The following is a 20,681-nucleotide window of genomic DNA, read 5'->3' as shown; positions in this document are numbered from 1 at the left end:
CACCCCTTTCGTTCGGTTGAAATCAGCTCTCGGAGAGCGCGACTTTCATGTCCTTGACTTGATAGATCAGCTCGCCATCGGCCTCGACCTTGCCATCGGCGACCCCCATCGTCAGGCGGCGCGTCTGCACCGCCTTGGTGAAATCGACGGTATAGCGCAGCAGCTTGCGGTCGGGGCGAACCATGCCGGTCAGCTTGACCTCGCCGACGCCAAGCGCATAGCCGCGCCCCTTCCATTCGCGCCAGCCGAGGTTGAAGCCGGTCAGCTGCCAGAGGCCGTCGAGGCCAAGGCAGCCGGGCATGATCGGGTTGCCGGGAAAATGGCACGCGAAAAACCACAGGTCGGGCTTGATGTCGAATTCGGCGACGACATGGCCCTTGCCATGCGCGCCACCGTCTTCCGAGATCTCGATGATGCGATCCATCATCAGCATCGGCGGTTCGGGCAATTGCGCATTGCCCGGCCCGAACAGCTCGCCGCGGGCGCAGGCCAGCAGGTCATCATAGTCAAAGCTGGTCTGGGTCATGGCCATGGGAACGGTCTTCCTTGCGATGGGGTCAGTATATCACGTTGACGTTTCGTCTATCACCCGCAGTCAGCCCGCCGCAAGGGCAGGCTCAGAACCATTGCCCCGGTTCCATCAGCCCCAGGTCCATCAGCTGCTGGCCCTGCCAGTCGAACGGGGTCGAATTGCGCCACTTGAAACTGTCGATCCGGTCGCGCGACATCGGGTTGCGCAGCAGCGCCTTGGCGACCCGGAACGAGGCCACGGCACAGGTCAGGCTGTGATGCCAGGGGCAGGAATGGGTGTTGTATTCCTCGACGCTGAAGCGGTGATCGCCCGTTACCCGCAGCCCCGGCGCGGCCTTGAACAGCGCGATGCGGTCGATGCGGCGGCGGTCGGCGGGGATATGTTCCTCGAAGCGCCAGCGCAGCCCGCCGTGGAAGTTCAGCTGCCGCTCCTCGTAGCCATCGCCCACGGGCTTCTTCCGGCCAAGGGCGAAATAGCCGCTGCGATCGAACATGGCGCCATCCAGATCGACGGCATCGGGATGGCGCGACAGATCGGGGGCATAGAGGTCCAGCACATAGCCCAGCATGGCATCGCGCCGTTCCTCGGCATGGAAGGCCAGCAGTTCGCCGACGCTGCGGGTCTCGCAGAAAGGATAGAACAGGAATTCGGCGTTGAAGCCGTAATGCAGCCATGTCCCCGCCGGCACCGCCTCGATCAGCGCATTGACCGCCGGGACATGGGCATCGGGGCGGCGGGTGTCGTGGATCAGGTTCACCACCCGCGCCTCGCCGGCCAGATGCGGCGGCATAGCGAGGGGTTCGGGCGACAGCGCGAGGATCAGGCGGAAACCCCGGGCCAGCGCATGGTCCAGCGTCGGCCCGACCGCCGCCAGATCCTCGAACAGGATCATCGCCACCGGCCCGCGCTTCAGCACAGCCGGGCGCGCGGAAAGGTAGTCGGCCAGGGCCGGGGCAGTCTGGGCCGCGCCGTCTGTCACTGCATGATCGCCTTCACCTGCTCCAGCGCCGAGCGCAGCAGGTCGGGATTGCCGCTGGCGCTTTCCACCAGCCGTTTCAGCGTCGCCTTCTGCGGCTCGCTGAGGGCCGAGCCGTCGATCAGCCCGTTGACCTTGGCCAGATCGAAGCCCTCGGGGGTCAACAGCGCCTCGATCTCGCCGGCCGTGCTGGCGGCATCGGCGGCATCGCCCGTGGCGCTGGCGGCATCGCGTGCCGCCTCGGCGGCCATTTCGGCGGCGGCTTCCTCGGCGGCGGGGGCTGCGGCGGCATCGGCGGTGGCGGCCGCGTCGGCGGCGCGGTTGGCGGCCTCGATCGCGGCTTCGGCGGCAGCCTCGGCCTCAGTCGCGGCTTCACCGGCTGCCTCGATCCCGGCCTCGTTGGCGGCGCGGGTGGCCTCGGCGGCGGCATCGCTGGCGGTGGCGGCGGCATCGGCTGCGGCATCCGCGGCGGCCTCGGCGGCGGCGGTGGTATCGGCGCTGGGGTCAGCGGCATCGGCCTCGGCCACATCTGCCGCCGCAGCCGCCTCGGCAGCCGTCTCCTCGGCGACCTCGGCGGCGGCTTCGGGGGCGGTTTCCACCGGCTCGGTCGGCGGGGCGGCGGGCTCGGTGACGACCGCCTGATCGGCCTCGCGCGCCTGCCACCACTGCCAGCCGGCGAAGGCCGCCGCGAGAATCACGATGAGGGGCAGAATACGACGCATGGGCAGGGCTCCGGCTGAGGGTCAGGTTGCCCCAGCTATTGCACAGCGGCACGCCTCCGAAAAGTCGCGTCTTGCCGCAGGATTCGCTGACGGATGCCGCCCGTATGCCGCGATTGCCACCGGAATCCGGTTGAATCACCCGGTTGTCTTGCCTATTTTCCGTTAATCAAACTTCCACAATCCAAGGATTCTCGCCATAGCCCGCAGACCGCACAATGCGCCGCCCCAACGCGACACCGGACCCCGCGTCAACGACCGTATCCGCGTCGCCGAAATTCGCCTGATTGGCCCCGAGGGAGAGAATGTCGGCGTCGTGCCGCCCTCCGTCGGTTTGAGGATGGCCGAGGAGGCCGGCCTCGACCTGGTCGAGATCTCGCCCAATGCCGTTCCGCCGGTGTGCAAGGTGATGGACCTCGGCAAGTTCAAATACGAACAGCAGAAGCGCGAGGCCGAAGCGCGCAAGAAGCAGAAGATCATCGACATCAAGGAAGTGAAGTTCCGTCCCGGTACGGATACGCACGACTATGACGTCAAGATGCGCAGCGTCATGAAGTTTCTGGGCGAAGGCGACAAGGTCAAGATCACCCTGCGCTTCCGTGGCCGCGAGATGGCCCACCAGGATCTGGGTCTGGATCTGTTGAACCGGGTTCGCGACGATGTCGGAGAGACCGGCAAGATCGAATCCATGCCCAAGCTGGAAGGCCGGCAAATGGTGATGATGATCGCCCCGCGCTGATCTCTCACACTAAGCCGAACGGGGCCGCGCCGGTTATTGCCGCGCGGCCTTTTTCATGGGAAGAGCGGCCATGTCCGACAGATCCCATCCTCTGCCCGTCATCCGCGTTGCCCGTATCGAGGGTGCCGATCCCGCGCTGCCCCTGCCGGCCTATGCCAGCGCCGGAGCGGCGGGTGCCGATCTGCGCGCCGATCTGGGCGGCGGATCGGTCGAGCTCGCGCCGGGTGCGCGCAGCCTGATCCCGACCGGGCTGCGGCTGGCGATCCCCGAGGGCTGGGAGGTGCAGATCCGCCCGCGCTCGGGTCTGGCGCTGAAGCAGGGGATCACGCTCTTGAACACGCCCGGCACAATCGACAGCGATTACCGCGGGCCTCTCGGCGTGATCCTCGTCAATCTGGGTGAGGCACCCGTCACCATCGCCCACGGCGATCGCATCGCGCAGATGGTGGTCGCGCCCGCGCCGCAGGCCCGGTTCGAACTGGTCGAGGTTTTGGACGAGACCGAACGGGGGGGCGGGGGCTTCGGCTCGACCGGGCGGGGATGAGCGTTCTGCTCCTCAGTGCGGCGGCCTTTGCCTTTGCCTGGGTGGTTCTGGGTCTGCGCTGGCGGACCCTGCGTTGGGCGCTGCTCGTCTGGTGGCTGGCCGTGCTGGCGATCCATTACTTTGCCGCCTCCAGCCAGCCCCTCTACTGGATCGCCTACCAGCTCGGGGGAAGTCTCGGCAGCTGGTTCGTCGCGGGAATAGCCGTCGCGCTGGTCATCGGCTATCGCCGGGTGATCGGGCGACTGCGCGACGCCGCGCTGCCGATTGTGGAGCCGGCACCAGCCGCAGCGTCCGCCGAGGCGACTGCGGTTCCGCCCTCGAACGCCATCACCGATGCCGAACTTGAACGTTATGCCCGCCATATCGTGCTGCGCGAGATCGGCGGGCCGGGGCAGATGCGGCTGCGCGGGGCCAATGTTCTGCTGATCGGTGCGGGCGGTCTTGGCGCGCCGGCGGCGCTGTATCTGGCGGCGGCGGGGGTGGGGCGGATCACGCTGGCGGATGACGATGCGGTCAGCCTGTCGAACCTGCAGCGTCAGGTGATCTTTCGCAGCGACCAGACCGGGGAGTCCAAGGCCAATGCCGGTGCCGCCGCGATGAGGGCGCTGAACCCGCATGTGACGGTGACGCCGCTGCGGCGGCGCATCACCGCTGACGACGCCGCGCTGATCGCCGAACATGATCTGGTGCTGGACGGCACCGACACATTTGCCGGGCGTCTGGCGATCAACGCCGCCTGCGTCGCGGCCGGTGTGCCGCTGCTGGCCGGGGCGATCGCGCAATGGGAAGGGCAGCTGGCGCTCTACGACCCGGCGCGGGGCGGGCCCTGCCTCGCCTGCCTTTTCCCCGAGGCCCCCGCTGCCGGTCTGGCCCCCGCCTGCGCCGAGGCCGGCGTGGTTGGTGCCTTGCCCGGCGTGGTCGGCAGCCTGATGGCGCTGGAGGCGATCAAGCACCTGACCGGCGCGGGGCAGGGGCTGCGCGGGCGAATGCTGATCTTCGACGGGCTTTATGGCGAGACCCGGATGATCCAGACCGAACGCCGCGCGGATTGCCCGGTCTGCGGCGGGGTGCATCCCGCCTGACCGGGGCTAGGTCTCAGCCATTCACCGCGCGGCTGTCCGCCGGGGCCTCGTCGCGCTCGTTCAGCCCGTAATCGCGGATAACATGGGCGATGCGCAGGTGATAATCCGCGAACAGCCCGCCCCGCCCGGCCTCCTGCGCGGCGCGGTGGCGCGACAGCTGCCGCCATTCGGCGATGGCGGCCTCGTCGCGGAAGAACGACAGCGACAGCATCTTGCCGGGATTGGTCAGGCTCTGGAACCGCTCGACCGAGATGAAGCCGTCGATCTGTTCCAGAAGCGGTTTCAGCCCGGCGGCAATGTCAAGATAGGCGCTGCGCTGGCTGTCGCCGGCGGGTTCGACCTCGAAGATGACGGCGATCATGTGGCTCCTCCATGCGGGGCTGAAACCAGCTTGAGGAAGGTCCGGTCCTCGCGCCGGATGAAGCCCTCGGCCCGGGCGAAATCGTAGTTGCGACGGCCGAGCGGATCAAGCTTCAGCCGCGCGCGATAAGCCTCGTACTCGGCGAGGCTGGGAATGTTGTACATGCCATAGGCCAGCGTCGAGGAGCCTTCATGCGGGGCGAAATAGCCGATCAGGTCCGCACCGCAGCGGGGGATTGCCTGCCCCCAGTTCTGCGCATACTCATGGAACAGCTCGGGGAGGGTCGGGTCGATCTCGTATCGGATCACGCAGGTCAGCATCGGGATTTCCTTTCTCAGATTGCCGTCATCTAGCCTGTTGCGCGACCGAAATGCTTCGGCTAGCGTCGAACTATGAAATCCGGCCCCGACATTGCCCGCATCGCCGCGCTGATCGGCGATCCCGCCCGCGCCAACATGCTGACCGCGCTGATGAGCGGCAAGGCCCTGACCGCGACCGAACTGGCCGTCGAGGCCGGCGTCACCCCGCAGACCGCCAGCAGCCATCTGGCCCGGCTGACCGAGGGCGGGCTGTTGCGCCAGCAGAAGCAGGGGCGGCACAAGTACCTGTCGCTTGCCGGGGACGAGGTCGGGCGGCTGCTGGAACTGTTGATGGGCGTGGCGGCGGGGGCGGGGCATCTGCGCAGCCGTACCGGCCCGGCCGATCCGGCGCTGCGCCATGCCCGGGTCTGCTACAGCCATCTGGCGGGCGATCTGGGCACCCAGCTGTTCGATGCGCTGCTGGTGCAGGGGATCATCGCGCGGCAGGGCGAGGCCTTGCGGCTGACCGAGGCGGGCAGGGGGTTCGCAGCCGGTTTCGGCATCGACATTGCCGCGCTGTCGGTGGGCCGGGCGCCGCTGTGCCGCGAATGCCTGGACTGGAGCGAACGGCGCGCCCACCTGGCCGGCAGTTTCGGCCGGGCGATCCTGTCCCGGATCGAGGCGCTGGGTTGGGCCAGCCGTCAGGATGACAGCCGCGCCCTGCGCTTCAGCCCGGCGGGCGAGCAGGCGTTTCGGGCGCAATTCGCGCTGGTCTCGGCCTGACCCCCTCTGGCACCTGCCGGCGGGCTGGCATAGCCTCTGGTCCGACACGCAGAGGAGCAGCCGATGAATTCCGAACTGACGCACTGGACCGGCCCGCACGGGTTGCCGCGCTTTGATCTGATCTCGGACGCGGATTTCGCCCCGGTGATCGATGCCGAACTGGCGCGCGCCGAGGCTGCGGTGGAGGCCATCGCCGCCAATCCCGCGCCGGCGGATTTCGCCAATACCGTCGCCGCGATGGAGACCTGCGAAGAGCCGCTGGATCGTGCCTGCGGGGTCTTCTACACGCTGGCCGGCGTCGCCTCGAACCCCGCGCGCGAAGCCTTGCAGCGCGATCTGGCGCCGAAGCTGTCGGCCTATTCCAGCACCGTCATGATGGACCCGCGCCTGTTCGCGCGGGTGCAGGCGGTGTCCGACGGCGCGGGCGCGCTGCCCGCCGATGATGCGCGGATCACCGAATTGCAACTGCGCGCCCGGCGACGCTCGGGGGCCGGTCTGCCGCCCGAGGATCGCGCAAGGCTCGCGGCGATCAACGAGCGGCTGGCGGTGCTGACCACGCAGTTTTCCCAGAACGTGCTGACCGACGAGCGCGATTTCGTGCTGCCCATCGCCGATGACCGGCTGGCGGGGCTGCCCGACTGGCTGCTCGGCGCGATGCGCGCGGCGGCGCGGGAGCGCGGGCTGAGCGGGCAGGTGGTGACGCTCAGCCGTTCGCTGATCGTGCCTTTCCTGGAACTCTCCGAGGACCGGGCGCTGCGCGAAACGGCCTTCCGGGCCTGGGCCGCGCGCGGCTCGGGCGCGGGTGCCGGTGGTGCCGCCACCGACAATCGCGGTCTGGTCACAGAGATCCTGTCGCTGCGCCATGAAAAGGCCCGGCTGCTCGGCTATGCCGATTTCGCCGCCTACCGGCTCGAGCCGGAAATGGCCCGCGATGCGGACCGGGTCGAGGAACTGCTGATGCAGGTCTGGCGTCCGGCGCTTGCGCGGGCGCAGAAGGACGAGGCCGCGCTGACTGAGATGCTGCGGGCCGAGGGCGGCAATGGTCCGCTGGAGGCCTGGGACTGGCGCCACTACGCCGCGCGCCGCAAGCGGGCCGAGCATGATTTCGACCCCGACCTGCTGAAGCCCTACCTGACGCTGGACGCGATGATCGGCGCGGTCTTCGACACGGCGCAGCGGCTGTTCGGGCTGGAGTTCACGCCCTTCGATGCGCCCTTGTGGAACCCCGATGTGCGGGCCTGGCAGATCAGCCGCGACGGCCAGCCGATGGCGGTGTTCCTTGGGGATTACTATGCCCGACCGGGCAAACGCTCGGGCGCATGGTGTTCCTCGCTGCAGCCCCAGCACAAGATCGGCGCGGGGCAGCGGCCCATTGTCGTGAATGTCTGCAACTTCACCCCGCCGGATCAGCCCGGCGCCCCGGCCTTCCTGTCCTGGGACGATGCCCGCACCCTCTTTCACGAATTCGGCCATGCGCTGCACCATATCCTGTCGGACGTGCACTGGCCCTCGATCTCGGGCACCTCGGTCGCGCTCGATTTCGTCGAATTGCCGAGCCAGCTTTACGAACACTGGCTGTCGCAGCCGCAGGTGCTGTCGCAGCACGCCCGGCACTACCAGACCGGCGAGCCGCTGCCCCCGGCGCTGCTTGAACGGCTGCTGGCTGCCGACAAGGCCGATGCCGGCTTCTCGACCGTCGAATACCTGGAATCGGCGCTGGTTGATTTGGCCTTCCACCGGGGCGATGCGCCCGCCGACCCTGCGGCGCGGCAGGCCGATCTGCTGGCGGAACTGGGTGCGCCCCCGGCCATCCCGCTGCGCCACGACACGCCGCATTTCAGCCATGTGTTTTCCGGCAGCCATTACGCCAGCGGCTATTACAGCTACATGTGGTCCGAGGTGATGGATGCCGATGCCTTCGCCGCCTTTGTCGAGGCCGGCGACATCTTCGACCCCGAGACGGCCAGACGGCTGGAAGCCTCGATCCTGTCGCGCGGCGGATCGGCGCAGGCCGATGACCTCTGGATCGAATTCAGGGAACGAATGCCGGGGGTTGAGCCTTTACTAGAGGGGCGCGGGTTGATGTGAGCGCCCGATGTAAAGGGAGAGAGTTCATGAAAACCGTCAGCCTGTTTGCCATTGCCACCATCGCCACCCTCGGCCTTGCCGCCTGCGAAGAGGGCGCCGCCCCGCCTGTGCCGGAACCCGCGGCCGGGCCGATCGACGCGCCCGGTTCGCTGAACGGCACCTATAACCTGCGCGCGTCGGATTGCACCGATCAGGGCGCGCCCGAGACCCGTCTGACCATTGAGGGCAACAAGTTCAACTTCTACGAATCCGCCTGCACCGTGGCGGCCTCGGAGCCCGGTACCGGTTCGACGCAGGTCACGCTCTCCTGTGCGGGCGAGGGAGAACAGACCAACCGCATCGTCGATCTGCAGAACCGCCCGGGCGAGTTGCGCCTGACCGATGGCTCGACCACGCTGACCTATTTCAAATGTGACGCCTGATCAGGAATTGGCCTGATCGCACCCGCCGGCCCCTTCGGTCGGCGGGTCTGACCTATTCCCTGACTTCGCCCGGATCGACGCCCCAGATCGAGGGCTTCATCACCCAGCCTCGTTCGCCCCCGCCCGAAATGCGGCACCAGTCCCTGGTGCATTCGCCAAGCCGGACGATAGCCCCGGCCTCGGCACGGGCGACGACATCCGAATCGAGGTTCGGTTTGGAATGCAGTTCCACCATATCCTCTTGCACGATGGCGGTGCGCACGCCGGACAGCAGCGCGTAATGCACCCAGCCCCCGGCACCGTCCTTGTCCTCGACCCGGCGCCATTGTCCGAATTCGGCCACCACGCGCAGCGGCATCCCGGCATGGCGGAAGACCCAGTCGATCCGATGCGACAGGCTGGGGCCGCGTCGCGCATTGCCCTCGCCGCCCTTGAGACTCACATAGCGGGGCAGGGGCATGTTCGTCACCGGCCCGCGATTGGGGTCGCGGCCATCCGGGTTGCGGCTGATCTGAGCATCCGGACTTGGCGCCTGGCTCAGCACGATAACCCCGCCGCCGGCCGGGACCGGCAGGCCATCGGTGGAATTGTCGGGACCGCCGGTCGAGACGATGGTGACGCCGGGCGGGATGGTGACGGCCTCTGCGACTGCTGTTCCCGTGGCCGATGTTTCCGCCGGCGCGGGTCCCCCCGCCAGCAATGGCAGCGCAAGGGCCACCGCGGTGCCGAAGATGATCCCCCGCCGCATCCTCGTTCCGATCGCGCCGAAACACTTTGAAAGCGTCATTCCTTGTCCGTTCCTGCCTGCCATCAGCCCGCCGCGCCCGGTCCTCCGCGCGCCGCCTGCTGCCTGCCTTGCCTCATCCTCGGATCGCTCCCGGCACGATGACCGCGACAACCCACCTACAGGGGTCTTGTGCCTGCCCCTCAACGGGGGCAGTTTGCCAAAACCGGCCGCGCAAGAAAAGTGCGCAGCACCACGTCGTCGAGAATGTGAGGTCAATATGTCATCATCATCGCGCCCACGCCTGAAGGTCACGGTGACGCGACGCCTGCCCGAGGCGGTCGAGACCCGGATGAAGGAGCTCTTCGACGTCTCGCTGAACGAGAGCGACACCAAGATGACGCGCGAGGAACTGGCCCGCGCGATGCGCGACAGCGATGTGCTGGTGCCCACCGTCACCGACCATATCGACGCGAACATGCTGGCACAGGCCGGCGAGCGGCTGAAGCTGATCGCCAATTACGGCGCGGGTGTCGATCATATCGACGTGCTCTCGGCGCGGCAGCGCGGGGTCTTGATCTCGAACACGCCGGGGGTCGTGACCGAGGATACCGCTGACATGGCGATGGCTCTGATCCTCGCCGTCACCCGCAAGATCCCCGAGGGACTGGCCGAGATGCAGGCGGGGCGCTGGCATGGCTGGGCGCCGACCTCGCATCTGGGCGGGCGCGTCGGTGGGCGGCGTCTGGGGATTCTCGGCATGGGCCGGATCGGTCAGGCGGTGGCGCGGCGCGCCAATGTCTTTGGCATGCAGGTCCATTACCACAACCGCAAACGGCTGCGCCCCGAGATCGAGGAAGAGCTGCAGGCGACCTGGTGGGAAAGCCTTGACCAGATGATGGCTCGGGTCGACATCATCAGCGTCAATGCCCCGCATACGCCCGGCACCTTCCATCTGCTGAACGCACGGCGGCTGAAACTGCTGAAACCCTCGGCGGTGGTCATCAACACCTCGCGCGGCGAGGTGATCGACGAGAACGCCCTGACCCGGATGCTGCGCGCGGGCGAGATCGCCGGTGCCGGTCTCGACGTGTTCGAACATGGGCACGAGATCAACCCGCGCCTGCGCGAATTGCCCAATGTCGTGCTGTTGCCGCATATGGGCTCGGCAACGGTCGAGGGCCGGAACGAGATGGGCGAGAAGGTGATCATCAACATCAAGACCTTTGCCGACGGCCACCGACCGCCCGATCTGGTCGTGCCGTCGATGCTGTGAGGGTGCCACGATGCTGAACACCCCACCGATCTGGGCCCATGTCGAGACCCACCGCGATGACCTGACCGGGTTGGCCGATCAGGTCTGGTCGACGCCCGAACTGCTTTACGGTGAATATGCCTCGTGCGAGGCCCATGCCGAGATGCTGAAGGCCAAGGGCTTTCGCGTGACCGAAAATGTCGCCGGCATTCCCACTGCGGTCATGGGCGAGGCGGGCGAGGGCGGGCCGATCATCGCGATCCTTGGCGAATATGACGCGCTGCCGGGACTGTCGCAGGTGGCGGGCATTGCCGAGCCGCGCGAGGTCATGCCGAACGGCAATGGTCATGGCTGCGGGCATAACTTGCTGGGCTCTGCCGCACTGCTGGCCGCCACCGCGCTGAAGGACTGGCTGGCGGAAACTGGCACGCCCGGCCGGGTGCGCTATTACGGTTGCCCGGCGGAAGAGGGCGGGGCGGCCAAGACCTTCATGGTCCGCGACGGCGCCTTCGCCGATGTCGATGCCGCCGTGACCTGGCATCCCGATGGCATGACCCGGGTGGATGATCCGCTCAGCCTCGCCAATACCCGCATCGATTTCACCTTCCAGGGCCGTTCGAGCCATGCGGCGATGAACCCGCATCTGGGCCGCTCGGCGCTGGACGCGGTCGAACTGACTTCGGTCGGTGTCAACTACCTGCGCGAGCACATGGTGCAGGATGCGCGCATCCATTACGCCTATCTCGATGCCGGTGGCTCGGCCCCGAACGTGGTGCAGTCCCGCGCCAAGGTGCGCTATTCCATCCGGGCGCTGCATTCGGCGGAAATGCTGGCGCTGGTCGAGCGGGTGAAGGACGTGGCCCGTGGCGCGGCGCTGATGACCGGCACCGAGATGAGTTTCCAGATCTTCTCGGCGGTCTCGAGCACGCTGGAGAACAAGGTGATGGACGGCGCCATGCAGCGGGCGCTGGAGGAACTGGGCGGCGTTCCCTTTGACGAAGCCGACCGCATCTATGCCCGCGCCATCCAGGCGACGCTGACCGAGGCCGATCTGGCCGCGCCCTATCGCGGCGTGGCGATGGAGCCGCGCGGCGACGAGCCGCTGTGCGATTACATCGTGCCGCTGCGGCCCGGTGGCGAGGTGCTGATCGGCTCGACCGATGTGTCGGACGTGAGCTGGGTGGTGCCGCTGTCCGAAGTGCTGGTCGCCACCCATGCCATCGGCACGCCCGCGCATAGCTGGCAGATCACCGCGCAGGGCAAGTCCCCTGCCGCGCATAAGGGCATGACCCATGCCGCCAAGGTGATGGCCCGCTGCGCGCAGATGCTGATCGAGGACCCGGCGCTGCTGGCCGAGGCGCAGGCTGAACATGCCGGGCGGCTGAGGAAGACCCCCTACCGGAACCCGCTGCCCGAGGATGTAGAGCCGCCCTTGGTGCCGCGCCCGCTGGGGTGAGCGAGGGTTGCGCCACCGGTTGATCGGCAGACCCCGCCCGGGACAAGGCACGCGGTGCCGCCGGGCGAGCGCCTGCCCGTCCCGGCGGGCCGGCGCTTTGGTGACGTTGGTCCCGAGTTCAGGGAAGCGAGGGCCTTGGCACCATAAAGCGTGCCGGCGAACCGATGCTGCGCCGGCCCACGGACAGGCGCCCGCCCTCTGCCGCGAATCTGGCGCATTTGCCGCCATCCCTCTGACCCCATGACAGGAGATGACCCGACGTTCGCGCTCAGTTACCCTGCGTCCAGGGGACGACCTGCGGTTGATCCGACTCGGATGGACCAACAGGCTGCCGCCACATCCGCATGACCACGAGGAGGAACGTGATGAAGGGTATGATGATGCACCGGCCGCTGCTGATCAGCGGCATCCTGGACTATGCCGCCGAGGTTCATGGCCATGCCACCATCGTCTCGCGCCGGGTCGAGGGCGACATTCATCGCACCGATTATCCGACCATGCGCGCGCGGGTGGTGCAGCTGTCGCTGGCGCTCGAGGAACTGGGTGTGAAGCCCGGCGACCGGGTGGCGACGCTGGCCTGGAACGGCTATCGCCATATGGAACTCTATTACGCCATCTCGAATATCGGCGCGATCTGCCACACCATCAACCCGCGCCTCTCGGCCGAGCAGCTGGGCTATATCACCAATCACGCGGGCGACATGCTGCTGTTCTCGGACCTGACCTTCGTGCCGCTTTTGGAAAAGCTGAAGGACATTTTCCCCGCCGACATGCGCCACGTCTTCATGACCGATGCCGCGCATATGCCCGAGAACACGCTGAACGCGCTCTGCTATGAGGACCTGCTGGAGGGGCGCCCGACCACGCGCGACTGGCCCGAGTTCGACGAGAATACGGCGGCGGGCCTCTGCTATACCTCGGGCACGACCGGCGATCCCAAGGGCGTGCTTTATTCCCACCGCTCGAGCGTGCTGCACACGCTTCAGATCGCGGCCAGCGGCTTTCTGACCGATATGGGGCGTGATGCCCGGATCCTGCCGGTGGTGCCGCTGTTTCATGTGAACGCCTGGGGCCTGCCCTATCTGGCGCCGATGGTCGGGGCCGATCTGGTCTTTCCCGGGCCGAATCTCGATGGCGAGAGCCTGTGGACGCTGATGGAGGAGGAGGGTGTCACCAGCGCCTGGGGCGTTCCGACCATCTGGCAGGGGCTGCAGGGCGCCATCGACCGCCATGGTCGCAAGCCCGCCGCGCTGCGCCAGATCGTCGTCGGCGGCAGCGCCGCCCCGCGCTCGCTGATCGAGCGCTTCGAGCAGAGCGGGGTCAGCGTCAACCATGCCTGGGGCATGACCGAGATGAGCCCGATCGGCAGCCATGGCGCGCTGGCCTGGCAGATCGAGGGCCTGCCCTTTGACGAGCGCATGGCGCTGAAATCGACCCAAGGCCGCCGCGCCTATGGCGTCGAGATGAAGATCGTCGGCGATGACGGCAAGCGCCAGCCCCATGACGGCAAGGCCAAGGGCGAATTGTATGTGCGCGGCAACAACATCACCTCGGGCTATTACGAAAACGACGCCGCCACCGCCAAGGTGATGGATGCCGAGGGCTGGTTCGCCACCGGCGATGTCGCCTCGATCCGCGCCGATGGCTACCTGCAGCTGCATGACCGGTCGAAGGACCTGATCAAGTCGGGCGGCGAATGGATCAGTTCGATCGATCTGGAAAACATCGCCACCGCCCATCCCAAGGTGGCGCAGGCGGCGGTCGTCGCCGTGCCCCATCCGAAATGGGACGAGCGGCCGCTCTTGGTGGTGGTGCCGAAATCCGCCGATGACCGGCCGACGCTCGAGGAGATCCAGACACTGATGCTCGGCTCGATGGCGCGCTGGCAATTGCCCGATGACATCGTCTTCGTCGAGCAATTGCCGATGACCGCCACCGGCAAGATCAGCAAGCTGAACCTGCGCGAGTCGCTGGCCGATTACATCCACCCGGATCTGCGCCAGGGATGATGTCGGAGACGCTGGTTCTCGGCGCCGGGATTGTCGGCGTCTCGGCGGCGCTGGCCTTGCAGCAGCAGGGCCATGCCGTCACCCTGATCGACCGCGCGGCGCCGGGGCAGGAAACCAGCTTCGGCAATGCCGGCATCATCCAGTGCGAGGCCATCGAGCCCTATGCCATGCCCTTAGCACCGCGCGCGCTATGGCAGATCGCCCGCGGGCGCAGCAATGATGTGCGCTGGACCCCGGCTGCGCTGATGGGGCAGGGCGAGGCCTTGCTGCGCTATGCCCGCCATTCGCGCCCGCTTGCCCATGCCCGCGCCATCGCCGCCTATCGCCGGCTGATCCCCGAGGCCTGCACCAGCCACGCTCCGCTGATCGCGGCCGCTGGCGCAGACGATCTGATCCGCCGCGACGGCTACCTGGAACTCTTCCGCAGCAACCAGGGGCTGGACGAGGGCCGGGCGATGGCGCGGCGCTTTGCCGAGGATCATGGCGTGGCGGTGCAGGTGCTGGACGCGGCGGGGTTGCGCGCGACCGAGCCGGCCATCCGGCGCGACCTGCCCGGCGCGCTGCATTGGCGCGATTGCTGGACGGTCAGCGACCCGGCGGCGCTGACCGCGCGCTATGCCGATCTTTTCGCCCGTCGCGGCGGGCGCATCCTGCGGGGCGATGCGATGGGTCTGCACCGGGCCGGCAGCGGCTGGCGGCTAGCGTTGGCCGATGGCGGCAGGGTCGATGCAAGGGCTGCGGTCATTGCCCTTGGCCCGTGGTCGCCGGCCCTGGCCGGGCGTTTCGGCTTGCGGGTGCCGATGCTTCTGAAGCGCGGCTATCACCGCCACTACCGCCCGGCCACGACCCCGCGCCACACCCTCGCCGATCTGGAACAGGGCGTGGTCTATGCGCCGATGCAAGCGGGCCTGCGCATCTGCACCGCTGCCGATCTGGCCGCCCAACCCAGCCCCAACCCGCGACAATTGCGCCGGGGCGAGGGTGCTGCCGCCGAATTGCTGGGACCGCTGGACCCGGTGGAGCCGCGGGCCTGGACCGGCCGGCGGCCCTGTATGCCCGACATGCTGCCGGTCATCGGCGCGGTGCCGGGTCAGCCGGGCCTCTGGGCGAATTTCGGGCATGGTCATCACGGCTTGACTCTGGCGGCCATCAGCGGCGTTCTTCTGGCCGATGCGATGGCGGGCGGGACGGGCTTTCCGGAACTCGCCCCCGCGCGCCTGACCTGACCCAGCCAGAGGACGCAATCATGGAACGGATCGACCTGCCCGGAGGCGGCGTCAGCCTCAGCCGCATCGTCTATGGCATGTGGCGGCTTGGCGATGACGCCGACACCTCGCCTGCGCTGGTGCAGAAGAAGATCGAGGCCTGCCTGGTGCAGGGCATCACCACCATGGACCATGCCGATATCTATGGCGGCGGCACCGGCCAGACGCTGCTGGGCGCGGCGCTGCGGGCGGCGCCCGAGCTGCGCCAGCGGATCGAACTTGTCACCAAATGCGGCATCGTGCCGCCGGGCCGCAACCGCGCGCGGGTCAAGCATTACGACACCAGCCCCGCCTATATCCGCGCCTCGCTGGACCAGAGCCTGCGCGATCTGGCGGTCGAGCAGGTGGATCTGCTGCTGATCCACCGCCCCGACCCGATGATGGATGCCGATGCGACCGGCGCGGTGCTGGACCAGCTGGTGGCCGAGGGCAAGACCCGCGCCGTCGGCGTCTCGAACTTCCGGCCCTGGGACGTGAAGCTGCTGCAAAGCCGGATGACCGAGCCGCTGTCCACGAACCAGATCGAGCTGAGCCTTCTGGCGCATGAACCCTTCGAGGATGGCGATCTGGCCTTCCTGATGGAGCGCCGCATCCCGGTCATGGCCTGGTCGCCGCTTGGCGGTGGCAGCCTGTTTGCCTCGGTCCGGCCGGAACTGACCACGATGCTGAAGGACCTGGCCGAGCGCGAGGGCACCGACATGGGGGCCGTGGCCCTCGCCTGGCTTCTGGCCCATCCGGCGCGGATCATGCCGGTGGTGGGCACCAACAACCTTGATCGCATCGCCCAGGCCCATCAGGCGCTGTCGGTGCGGATGGACCGGCAGGACTGGTTCGCGCTCTATCAGGCGGCGCTTGGCCGGGACGTGCCCTGACGGGTTTCGCCGCGCGCGCCGCTGTGCCACTGTCCCGCCATCAACCAAGGGCAGGGACATGACAGACGCCAGCGACGAGGACATTCGCCACAGCGAGAAGAAGAAGCGCATTCAGGCCGCGCGGCAGAAGATCATGGCCGGCAAGACCGGCGGCGAGAAGGGCCTGATCATCGTCCATACCGGCAAGGGCAAGGGCAAGTCCTCCTCGGGCTTCGGCATGATCCTGCGCGCCATCGGCCACGGGATGCCCTGCGCCGTGGTGCAGTTCATCAAGGGCGGATGGGAGACCGGCGAGGCGCGGGTGCTGCGCGATCACTTTGCCAAGGAATGCCAGATCCATGTCATGGGCGAGGGCTTTACCTGGGACACCCAGGACCGCCAGCGCGACATCGCCGCCGCCAGTGCCGCATGGGAGAAGGCGAAAGAGCTGATCCGCGATCCGGCGATGCGGCTGGTTCTGCTCGACGAGATCAACATCGCGCTGCGCTATGACTATCTCGATGTCGATGCGGTGGTCGAGTTCCTCATGACCGAGAAGCCGCCGATGACCCATGTGATCCTGACCGGCCGCAATGCCAAGGAAGAGTTGATCGAGGCCGCCGATCTCGTCACCGAGATGACCGAGGTGAAGCATCCGTTCAAGTCGCAGGGCATCATCGCGCAGGCCGGCGTCGAGTTCTGAACCGCCGTCCGGCCCGAAACGAGAATCAGCCCGGGCCGTCAGCCCCCTTTGCCTGCGTGCAGGGGTGGGGTGACGGCCCCATTTTGTCGAACCTTCTTCGACAGAATTTCTGCAGCGCAGAAGGATCTTGCGAATTTTTGAAAGGACTCCGCAGAAGGTGCGATAATCCTTGCCAGATCGCAGAGGAATGCGCATCTGCTCGCGGACATGCTGTGTGGAGGCGGTGATGGCCGAGATTCTGGTTCTGGGTGCGGGGATGGTGGGGGTCAGCACGGCGCTGGCCTTGCAGGCGCGCGGGCATGAGGTGGTCATGATCGACCGCACCGCGCCGGGCCGCGAGACCAGTTATGGCAATGCCGGGCTGATCCAGACCGAGGCGGTCGAGCCCTATGCCATGCCGCTGGCGCCGGGCGCGCTGCTGCAGATCGCCATGGGCCGGGGCTATGACGTGAAATGGAACGTCTCGGGCCTCCTGTCGCAGGCGCAGGCGGTGCTGACCTATGCCCGGAACTCGCTGCCGGCGGCGCATAAGCGCGCCTCGCAGACCTGGGGCAAGCTGATCCGGCAATCGACCGAGCGTCACGGCCCGCTGATCGCCGCTGCCGGGGCCGACAATATCATCCGCCGCGACGGCTATATCGAGATCCACCGCACCCCCGCGAAGATGGACAAGGCCCGCAAGGTGGCAGAGCGCTTCCTGACCGAGTTCGGGGTCGAGGCGACGCTTATGGATGGCAAGCAGCTGGCCCGGCTGGAGCCTTCGATCAAGATCGAGGTTGAGGGTGCAACCCATTGGTCAGACAGCTGGAACTGCGCCGATCCCGGCGGTCTGGTGGCGGCCTATGCGGCGCTGTTCCAGAAGCGTGGCGGCCGGGTCGTGGTCGGCGATGCGGGCGACCTGCACCGCGCCGGCAAGGGCTGGAAGGCCGACGAGGCCGAGGGCGAACATGCCGTCATCGCGCTGGGGCCGTGGTCGCCGATGCTGCTCGCGCGCTATGCGCTGAAGGTGCCGATGGTCTACAAGCGCGGCTATCACAAGCATTACCACATGGAGACGCCGCCCAATCACCCGATCGCCGATTTCGGCAATTCGGTGGTGCTGTCGCCCATGCGCCGCGGCCTGCGGATCGCCACCGCCGCCGAATTGACGCCGCATCCGCGCCTGTCGCCGCCGCAGCTGAAGCATGGCGAGAAGGCCGCGCAGGAGCTGTTCCATATCGGCGCCCCGGTCGAGGCCGAACCCTGGACCGGCCGCCGCCCCTGCATGCCCGACATGCTGCCGGTGGTGGGTCGCGTGCCCGACCATGAAAACCTCTGGGCGCATTTCGGCCATGGCCACCAGGGCTTTACCTTGGGCCCCGTCACTGCCGAGATCCTCGCTGACGAGATGGATGGCGGGCAGGGCTGGGCCGAACTGCAGCCGATGCGGTTGAAGCGGTAAGGGGCGCGCGCAGGGTGCGCCTGTAGGGTGCGCTTCAGCGCACCTTCCATCCGCCGCGTCCTGCAGGACTGAGGGCCGCGCCCGGCCCGTGCTGGTCGCACGGGCCAAGCGGCGCTCGCCCTCTGCCGCCTCCTGACACCTCCTGTCAGCAGCCCGGCTTGACTTTCCGCCCCTCACGCCCACCTTGAGCCGCATGGCCCACAACAACACCAACGCCCCCGTCGCGCGCTTTCCCGAAGTCAGCCGTCCCAAGCTCGAGGGCGGGCGGCGCTTTGTCATGTCCAGCGAATTCCTGCCCGCCGGCGACCAGCCTACGGCCATTGCCGAGCTGTCGCAGGGCGTGCGTGACGGCGAGCGCGACCAGGTGCTTCTGGGCGCGACCGGCACCGGCAAGACCTATACCATGGCCAAGGTCATCGAAGAGACCCAGCGACCGGCCATCATCCTTGCCCCGAACAAGACGCTCGCCGCACAATTGTATGGCGAATTCAAGGGGTTCTTCCCCGATAACGCGGTCGAGTATTTCGTCAGCTACTACGATTACTACCAGCCCGAGGCCTATGTGGCGCGGTCGGATACCTATATCGAGAAGGAATCCCAGATCAACGAGGCCATCGACCGGATGCGCCACTCGGCCACGCGGGCGCTGCTGGAACGCGATGACGTGATCATCGTCGCCTCGGTCAGCTGCATCTATGGCATCGGATCGGTCGAGACCTATTCGGCCATGACCCAGGACATGATCGTGGGCAATTCCTATGACCAGCGCGAGTTTCTGGGGCAGTTGGTGGCGCAGCAATACCGCCGGCTCGATGCCAGCTTCCAGCGCGGCGGCTTCCGGGTGCGCGGCGACCTGGTCGAGGTTTGGCCGGCGCACCTCGAGGACCGGGCCTGGCGCTTCGATTTCTTCGGCAACGAGCTGGAGGCGATCACCGAGTTTGACCCGCTGACCGGCCAGAAGACCGACAGTTTCAAGCAGATCCGCATCTATGCGAACAGCCATTACGTTACCCCGCGCCCGACCATGCAGCAGGCGATCAAGGGCATCCGCAAGGAGTTGATCGAGCGGCTGAAGCAGCTGACCGACGAGGGCAAGCTGCTGGAAGCACAGCGGCTGGAGCAGCGGACGAATTTCGACCTCGAGATGCTGGAAGCCACGGGGGTCTGCAATGGCATCGAGAACTATTCGCGTTACCTGACTGGCCGCCTGCCGGGCGAGCCGCCCCCCACGCTGTTCGAGTTCATCCCCGACAATGCCATTGTCTTCGCCGATGAATCCCATGTGAGCGTGCCGCAGATCGGTGGCATGTATCGGGGCGACTTCCGGCGCAAGTTCACCTTGGCGGAACATGGCTTCCGCCTGCCCAGTTGCATGGACAACCGGCCACTGAAATTCGAGGAATGGGACGCGATGCGGTCGCAGTCGATCTTTGTCTCGGCCACGCCCGCGCAATGGGAGATGGACCAGACCGGCGGCGTCTTCACCGAACAGGTGATCCGTCCGACCGGCCTTCTGGATCCGGTGGTTGAGATCCGCCCGGTCGAGATGCAGGTCGATGACCTTCTGGACGAGGTGCGCAAGGTGACGGCTGCGGGGATGCGCACGCTGGTCACGACGCTGACCAAGCGCATGGCCGAGGACCTGACCGAATACCTGCACGAGCAGGGCATCAAGGTCCGCTACATGCACAGTGACATCGACACCATCGAACGCATCGAGATCCTGCGCGACCTGCGCCTTGGCGCCTTCGATGTGCTGGTCGGCATCAACCTGTTGCGCGAAGGTCTTGATATTCCTGAATGTGGCCTCGTTGCCATTCTGGACGCCGACAAGGAGGGCTTCCTGCGCTCGGAAACCTCGCTGATCCAGACCATCGGCCGGGCGGCACGCAACGCCGATGGCCGGGTGATCCTCTATGCCGACAAGATGACCGGCAGCATGGAGCGGGCAATTGCCGAGACGGATCGGCGGCGGGCCAAGCAGCACGCCTATAATGTCGAGCATGGTATCACCCCGCAGACCGTGCGCAAGAATGTCGAGGATGTTCTGGCCGGTCTGTGGCAGGGCGATACCGACCAGTCGCGGATCACCGCGAAGATCGACAAGCCGATGGTCGGCTCGAACCTGCAGGCGCATCTCGAGGCGCTCAGGGCGCAGATGCGCAGGGCCGCCGAGAACCTCGAGTTTGAAGATGCGGCGCGATTGCGCGACGAGGTGAAGCGGCTGGAAGCCGTCGATCTGGCCATCGCCGACGACCCGCTGGCGCGGCAATCGGCGATCGAGGCGGCGGCGGAAGAGGCGGTGAAGTCCTCGGGCCGGTCCACCGCAGGCCGGGCGGGCCAGCGCGGCGGCAACAAGCGGTCGAAACGGCGCGGCTGAACAAAGCGGTCCGCCCTGAGCGGTTGGCAAGCGCCGCCCAATCGTCCAGAAC

The 20,681-nt window shown here is 67.2% G+C and carries 20 protein-coding genes; 14 read left to right on the top strand and 6 right to left on the bottom strand.

Annotated features, from left to right (window positions below; genetic code table 11):
- Positions 1-22: 22 nt before the first annotated feature.
- The 3 genes from fabA to Q1A36_RS00900 all read right to left on the bottom strand — a co-directional run bounded on the left by fabA (position 23) and on the right by Q1A36_RS00900 (position 2,230).
- Complete coding sequence (fabA, locus tag Q1A36_RS00910; RefSeq protein ID WP_299838400.1) at positions 23-532, bottom strand: bifunctional 3-hydroxydecanoyl-ACP dehydratase/trans-2-decenoyl-ACP isomerase; 510 nt, start codon at positions 530-532, stop codon at positions 23-25.
- Between the two features lie 85 nt (positions 533-617).
- Complete coding sequence (locus Q1A36_RS00905) at positions 618-1,511, bottom strand: hypothetical protein (protein ID WP_299838397.1); 894 nt, start codon at positions 1,509-1,511, stop codon at positions 618-620.
- Complete coding sequence (locus Q1A36_RS00900) at positions 1,508-2,230, bottom strand: hypothetical protein (RefSeq protein ID WP_299838395.1); 723 nt, start codon at positions 2,228-2,230, stop codon at positions 1,508-1,510. The genes Q1A36_RS00905 and Q1A36_RS00900 overlap by 4 nt, the downstream gene beginning before the upstream one ends.
- A 196-nt stretch (positions 2,231-2,426) precedes the next feature.
- Between Q1A36_RS00900 and infC the strand changes: the two genes are divergently transcribed.
- The 3 genes from infC to moeB all read left to right on the top strand — a co-directional run bounded on the left by infC (position 2,427) and on the right by moeB (position 4,592).
- Positions 2,427-2,966 (top strand): translation initiation factor IF-3, encoded by a 540-nt coding sequence (gene infC, locus Q1A36_RS00895; protein ID WP_366141533.1) that lies wholly within the window; start codon positions 2,427-2,429, stop codon positions 2,964-2,966.
- Between the two features lie 70 nt (positions 2,967-3,036).
- Positions 3,037-3,510: a dUTP diphosphatase gene (gene dut, locus Q1A36_RS00890; RefSeq protein WP_299838392.1), complete on the top strand. Its 474-nt coding sequence runs from the start codon at positions 3,037-3,039 to the stop codon at positions 3,508-3,510.
- Positions 3,507-4,592: a molybdopterin-synthase adenylyltransferase MoeB gene (gene moeB, locus Q1A36_RS00885; protein WP_299838388.1), complete on the top strand. Its 1,086-nt coding sequence runs from the start codon at positions 3,507-3,509 to the stop codon at positions 4,590-4,592. Before dut ends, moeB begins: the two co-directional genes overlap by 4 nt.
- A 13-nt stretch (positions 4,593-4,605) precedes the next feature.
- On the opposite strand, the gene Q1A36_RS00880 is transcribed toward moeB, so the two are convergent.
- Positions 4,606-4,953, bottom strand: a complete 348-nt coding sequence (locus Q1A36_RS00880) for an antibiotic biosynthesis monooxygenase (protein ID WP_101751236.1) — start codon at positions 4,951-4,953, stop codon at positions 4,606-4,608.
- Positions 4,950-5,273, bottom strand: coding sequence for an NIPSNAP family protein (locus Q1A36_RS00875; protein WP_299838384.1), 324 nt, complete (start codon positions 5,271-5,273; stop codon positions 4,950-4,952). The genes Q1A36_RS00880 and Q1A36_RS00875 overlap by 4 nt, the downstream gene beginning before the upstream one ends.
- Positions 5,274-5,345: 72 nt before the next feature.
- On the opposite strand from Q1A36_RS00875, the gene Q1A36_RS00870 reads away from it, so the two are divergent.
- The 3 genes from Q1A36_RS00870 (at position 5,346) to Q1A36_RS00860 (ending at position 8,545) form a co-directional block, all read left to right on the top strand.
- On the top strand, positions 5,346-6,035 hold the full coding sequence (locus Q1A36_RS00870; RefSeq protein ID WP_299838382.1) for a winged helix-turn-helix domain-containing protein: 690 nt from the start codon (positions 5,346-5,348) through the stop codon (positions 6,033-6,035).
- Between the two features lie 63 nt (positions 6,036-6,098).
- The gene (locus tag Q1A36_RS00865) at positions 6,099-8,123 is read left to right on the top strand and encodes a M3 family metallopeptidase (protein WP_299838379.1); all 2,025 of its coding nucleotides are present in this window, start codon (positions 6,099-6,101) and stop codon (positions 8,121-8,123) included.
- Between the two features lie 26 nt (positions 8,124-8,149).
- The gene (locus tag Q1A36_RS00860) at positions 8,150-8,545 is read left to right on the top strand and encodes a hypothetical protein (RefSeq protein ID WP_299838377.1); all 396 of its coding nucleotides are present in this window, start codon (positions 8,150-8,152) and stop codon (positions 8,543-8,545) included.
- A 52-nt stretch (positions 8,546-8,597) separates the two neighbouring features.
- Here Q1A36_RS00860 and Q1A36_RS21435 read toward each other — a convergent pair whose 3' ends face one another.
- Positions 8,598-9,332, bottom strand: a complete 735-nt coding sequence (locus Q1A36_RS21435; protein ID WP_366141529.1) for an SH3 domain-containing protein — start codon at positions 9,330-9,332, stop codon at positions 8,598-8,600.
- 217 nt (positions 9,333-9,549) lie between these two features.
- On the opposite strand from Q1A36_RS21435, the gene Q1A36_RS00850 reads away from it, so the two are divergent.
- From Q1A36_RS00850 to uvrB, 8 genes are all read left to right on the top strand, one after another.
- Positions 9,550-10,545 carry a D-glycerate dehydrogenase gene (locus Q1A36_RS00850; RefSeq protein ID WP_101751241.1) on the top strand — a complete coding sequence of 332 codons (996 nt, stop codon included), beginning with the start codon at positions 9,550-9,552 and terminating at the stop codon, positions 10,543-10,545.
- Positions 10,546-10,555: 10 nt separating this feature from the next.
- Positions 10,556-11,980 carry an amidohydrolase gene (locus tag Q1A36_RS00845; RefSeq protein WP_299838370.1) on the top strand — a complete coding sequence of 475 codons (1,425 nt, stop codon included), beginning with the start codon at positions 10,556-10,558 and terminating at the stop codon, positions 11,978-11,980.
- Positions 11,981-12,345: 365 nt separating this feature from the next.
- Positions 12,346-13,989, top strand: coding sequence for a long-chain fatty acid--CoA ligase (locus tag Q1A36_RS00840; RefSeq protein ID WP_299838366.1), 1,644 nt, complete (start codon positions 12,346-12,348; stop codon positions 13,987-13,989).
- Positions 13,989-15,215, top strand: coding sequence for an FAD-dependent oxidoreductase (locus Q1A36_RS00835; protein ID WP_299838364.1), 1,227 nt, complete (start codon positions 13,989-13,991; stop codon positions 15,213-15,215). The genes Q1A36_RS00840 and Q1A36_RS00835 overlap by 1 nt, the downstream gene beginning before the upstream one ends.
- A 20-nt stretch (positions 15,216-15,235) precedes the next feature.
- Entirely contained in the window at positions 15,236-16,126 is an 891-nt protein-coding gene (locus Q1A36_RS00830; protein ID WP_299838362.1) for an aldo/keto reductase, read from the top strand.
- Positions 16,127-16,184: 58 nt separating this feature from the next.
- Positions 16,185-16,808 (top strand): cob(I)yrinic acid a,c-diamide adenosyltransferase, encoded by a 624-nt coding sequence (cobO, locus tag Q1A36_RS00825; RefSeq protein WP_299838359.1) that lies wholly within the window; start codon positions 16,185-16,187, stop codon positions 16,806-16,808.
- Positions 16,809-17,034: 226 nt separating this feature from the next.
- On the top strand, positions 17,035-18,249 hold the full coding sequence (locus Q1A36_RS00820; RefSeq protein WP_299838356.1) for an FAD-dependent oxidoreductase: 1,215 nt from the start codon (positions 17,035-17,037) through the stop codon (positions 18,247-18,249).
- A 193-nt stretch (positions 18,250-18,442) separates the two neighbouring features.
- Positions 18,443-20,629, top strand: coding sequence for an excinuclease ABC subunit UvrB (gene uvrB, locus Q1A36_RS00815; RefSeq protein WP_299838353.1), 2,187 nt, complete (start codon positions 18,443-18,445; stop codon positions 20,627-20,629).
- Positions 20,630-20,681 lie beyond the last annotated feature (52 nt).

Origin of the sequence: uncultured Paracoccus sp. (assembly GCF_947487305.1) — a bacterium.
Taxonomy (GTDB): domain Bacteria; phylum Pseudomonadota; class Alphaproteobacteria; order Rhodobacterales; family Rhodobacteraceae; genus Paracoccus.
Note: the sequence above shows the minus strand (reverse complement) of the source record. Positions and strands in the feature narration are given on the sequence as shown.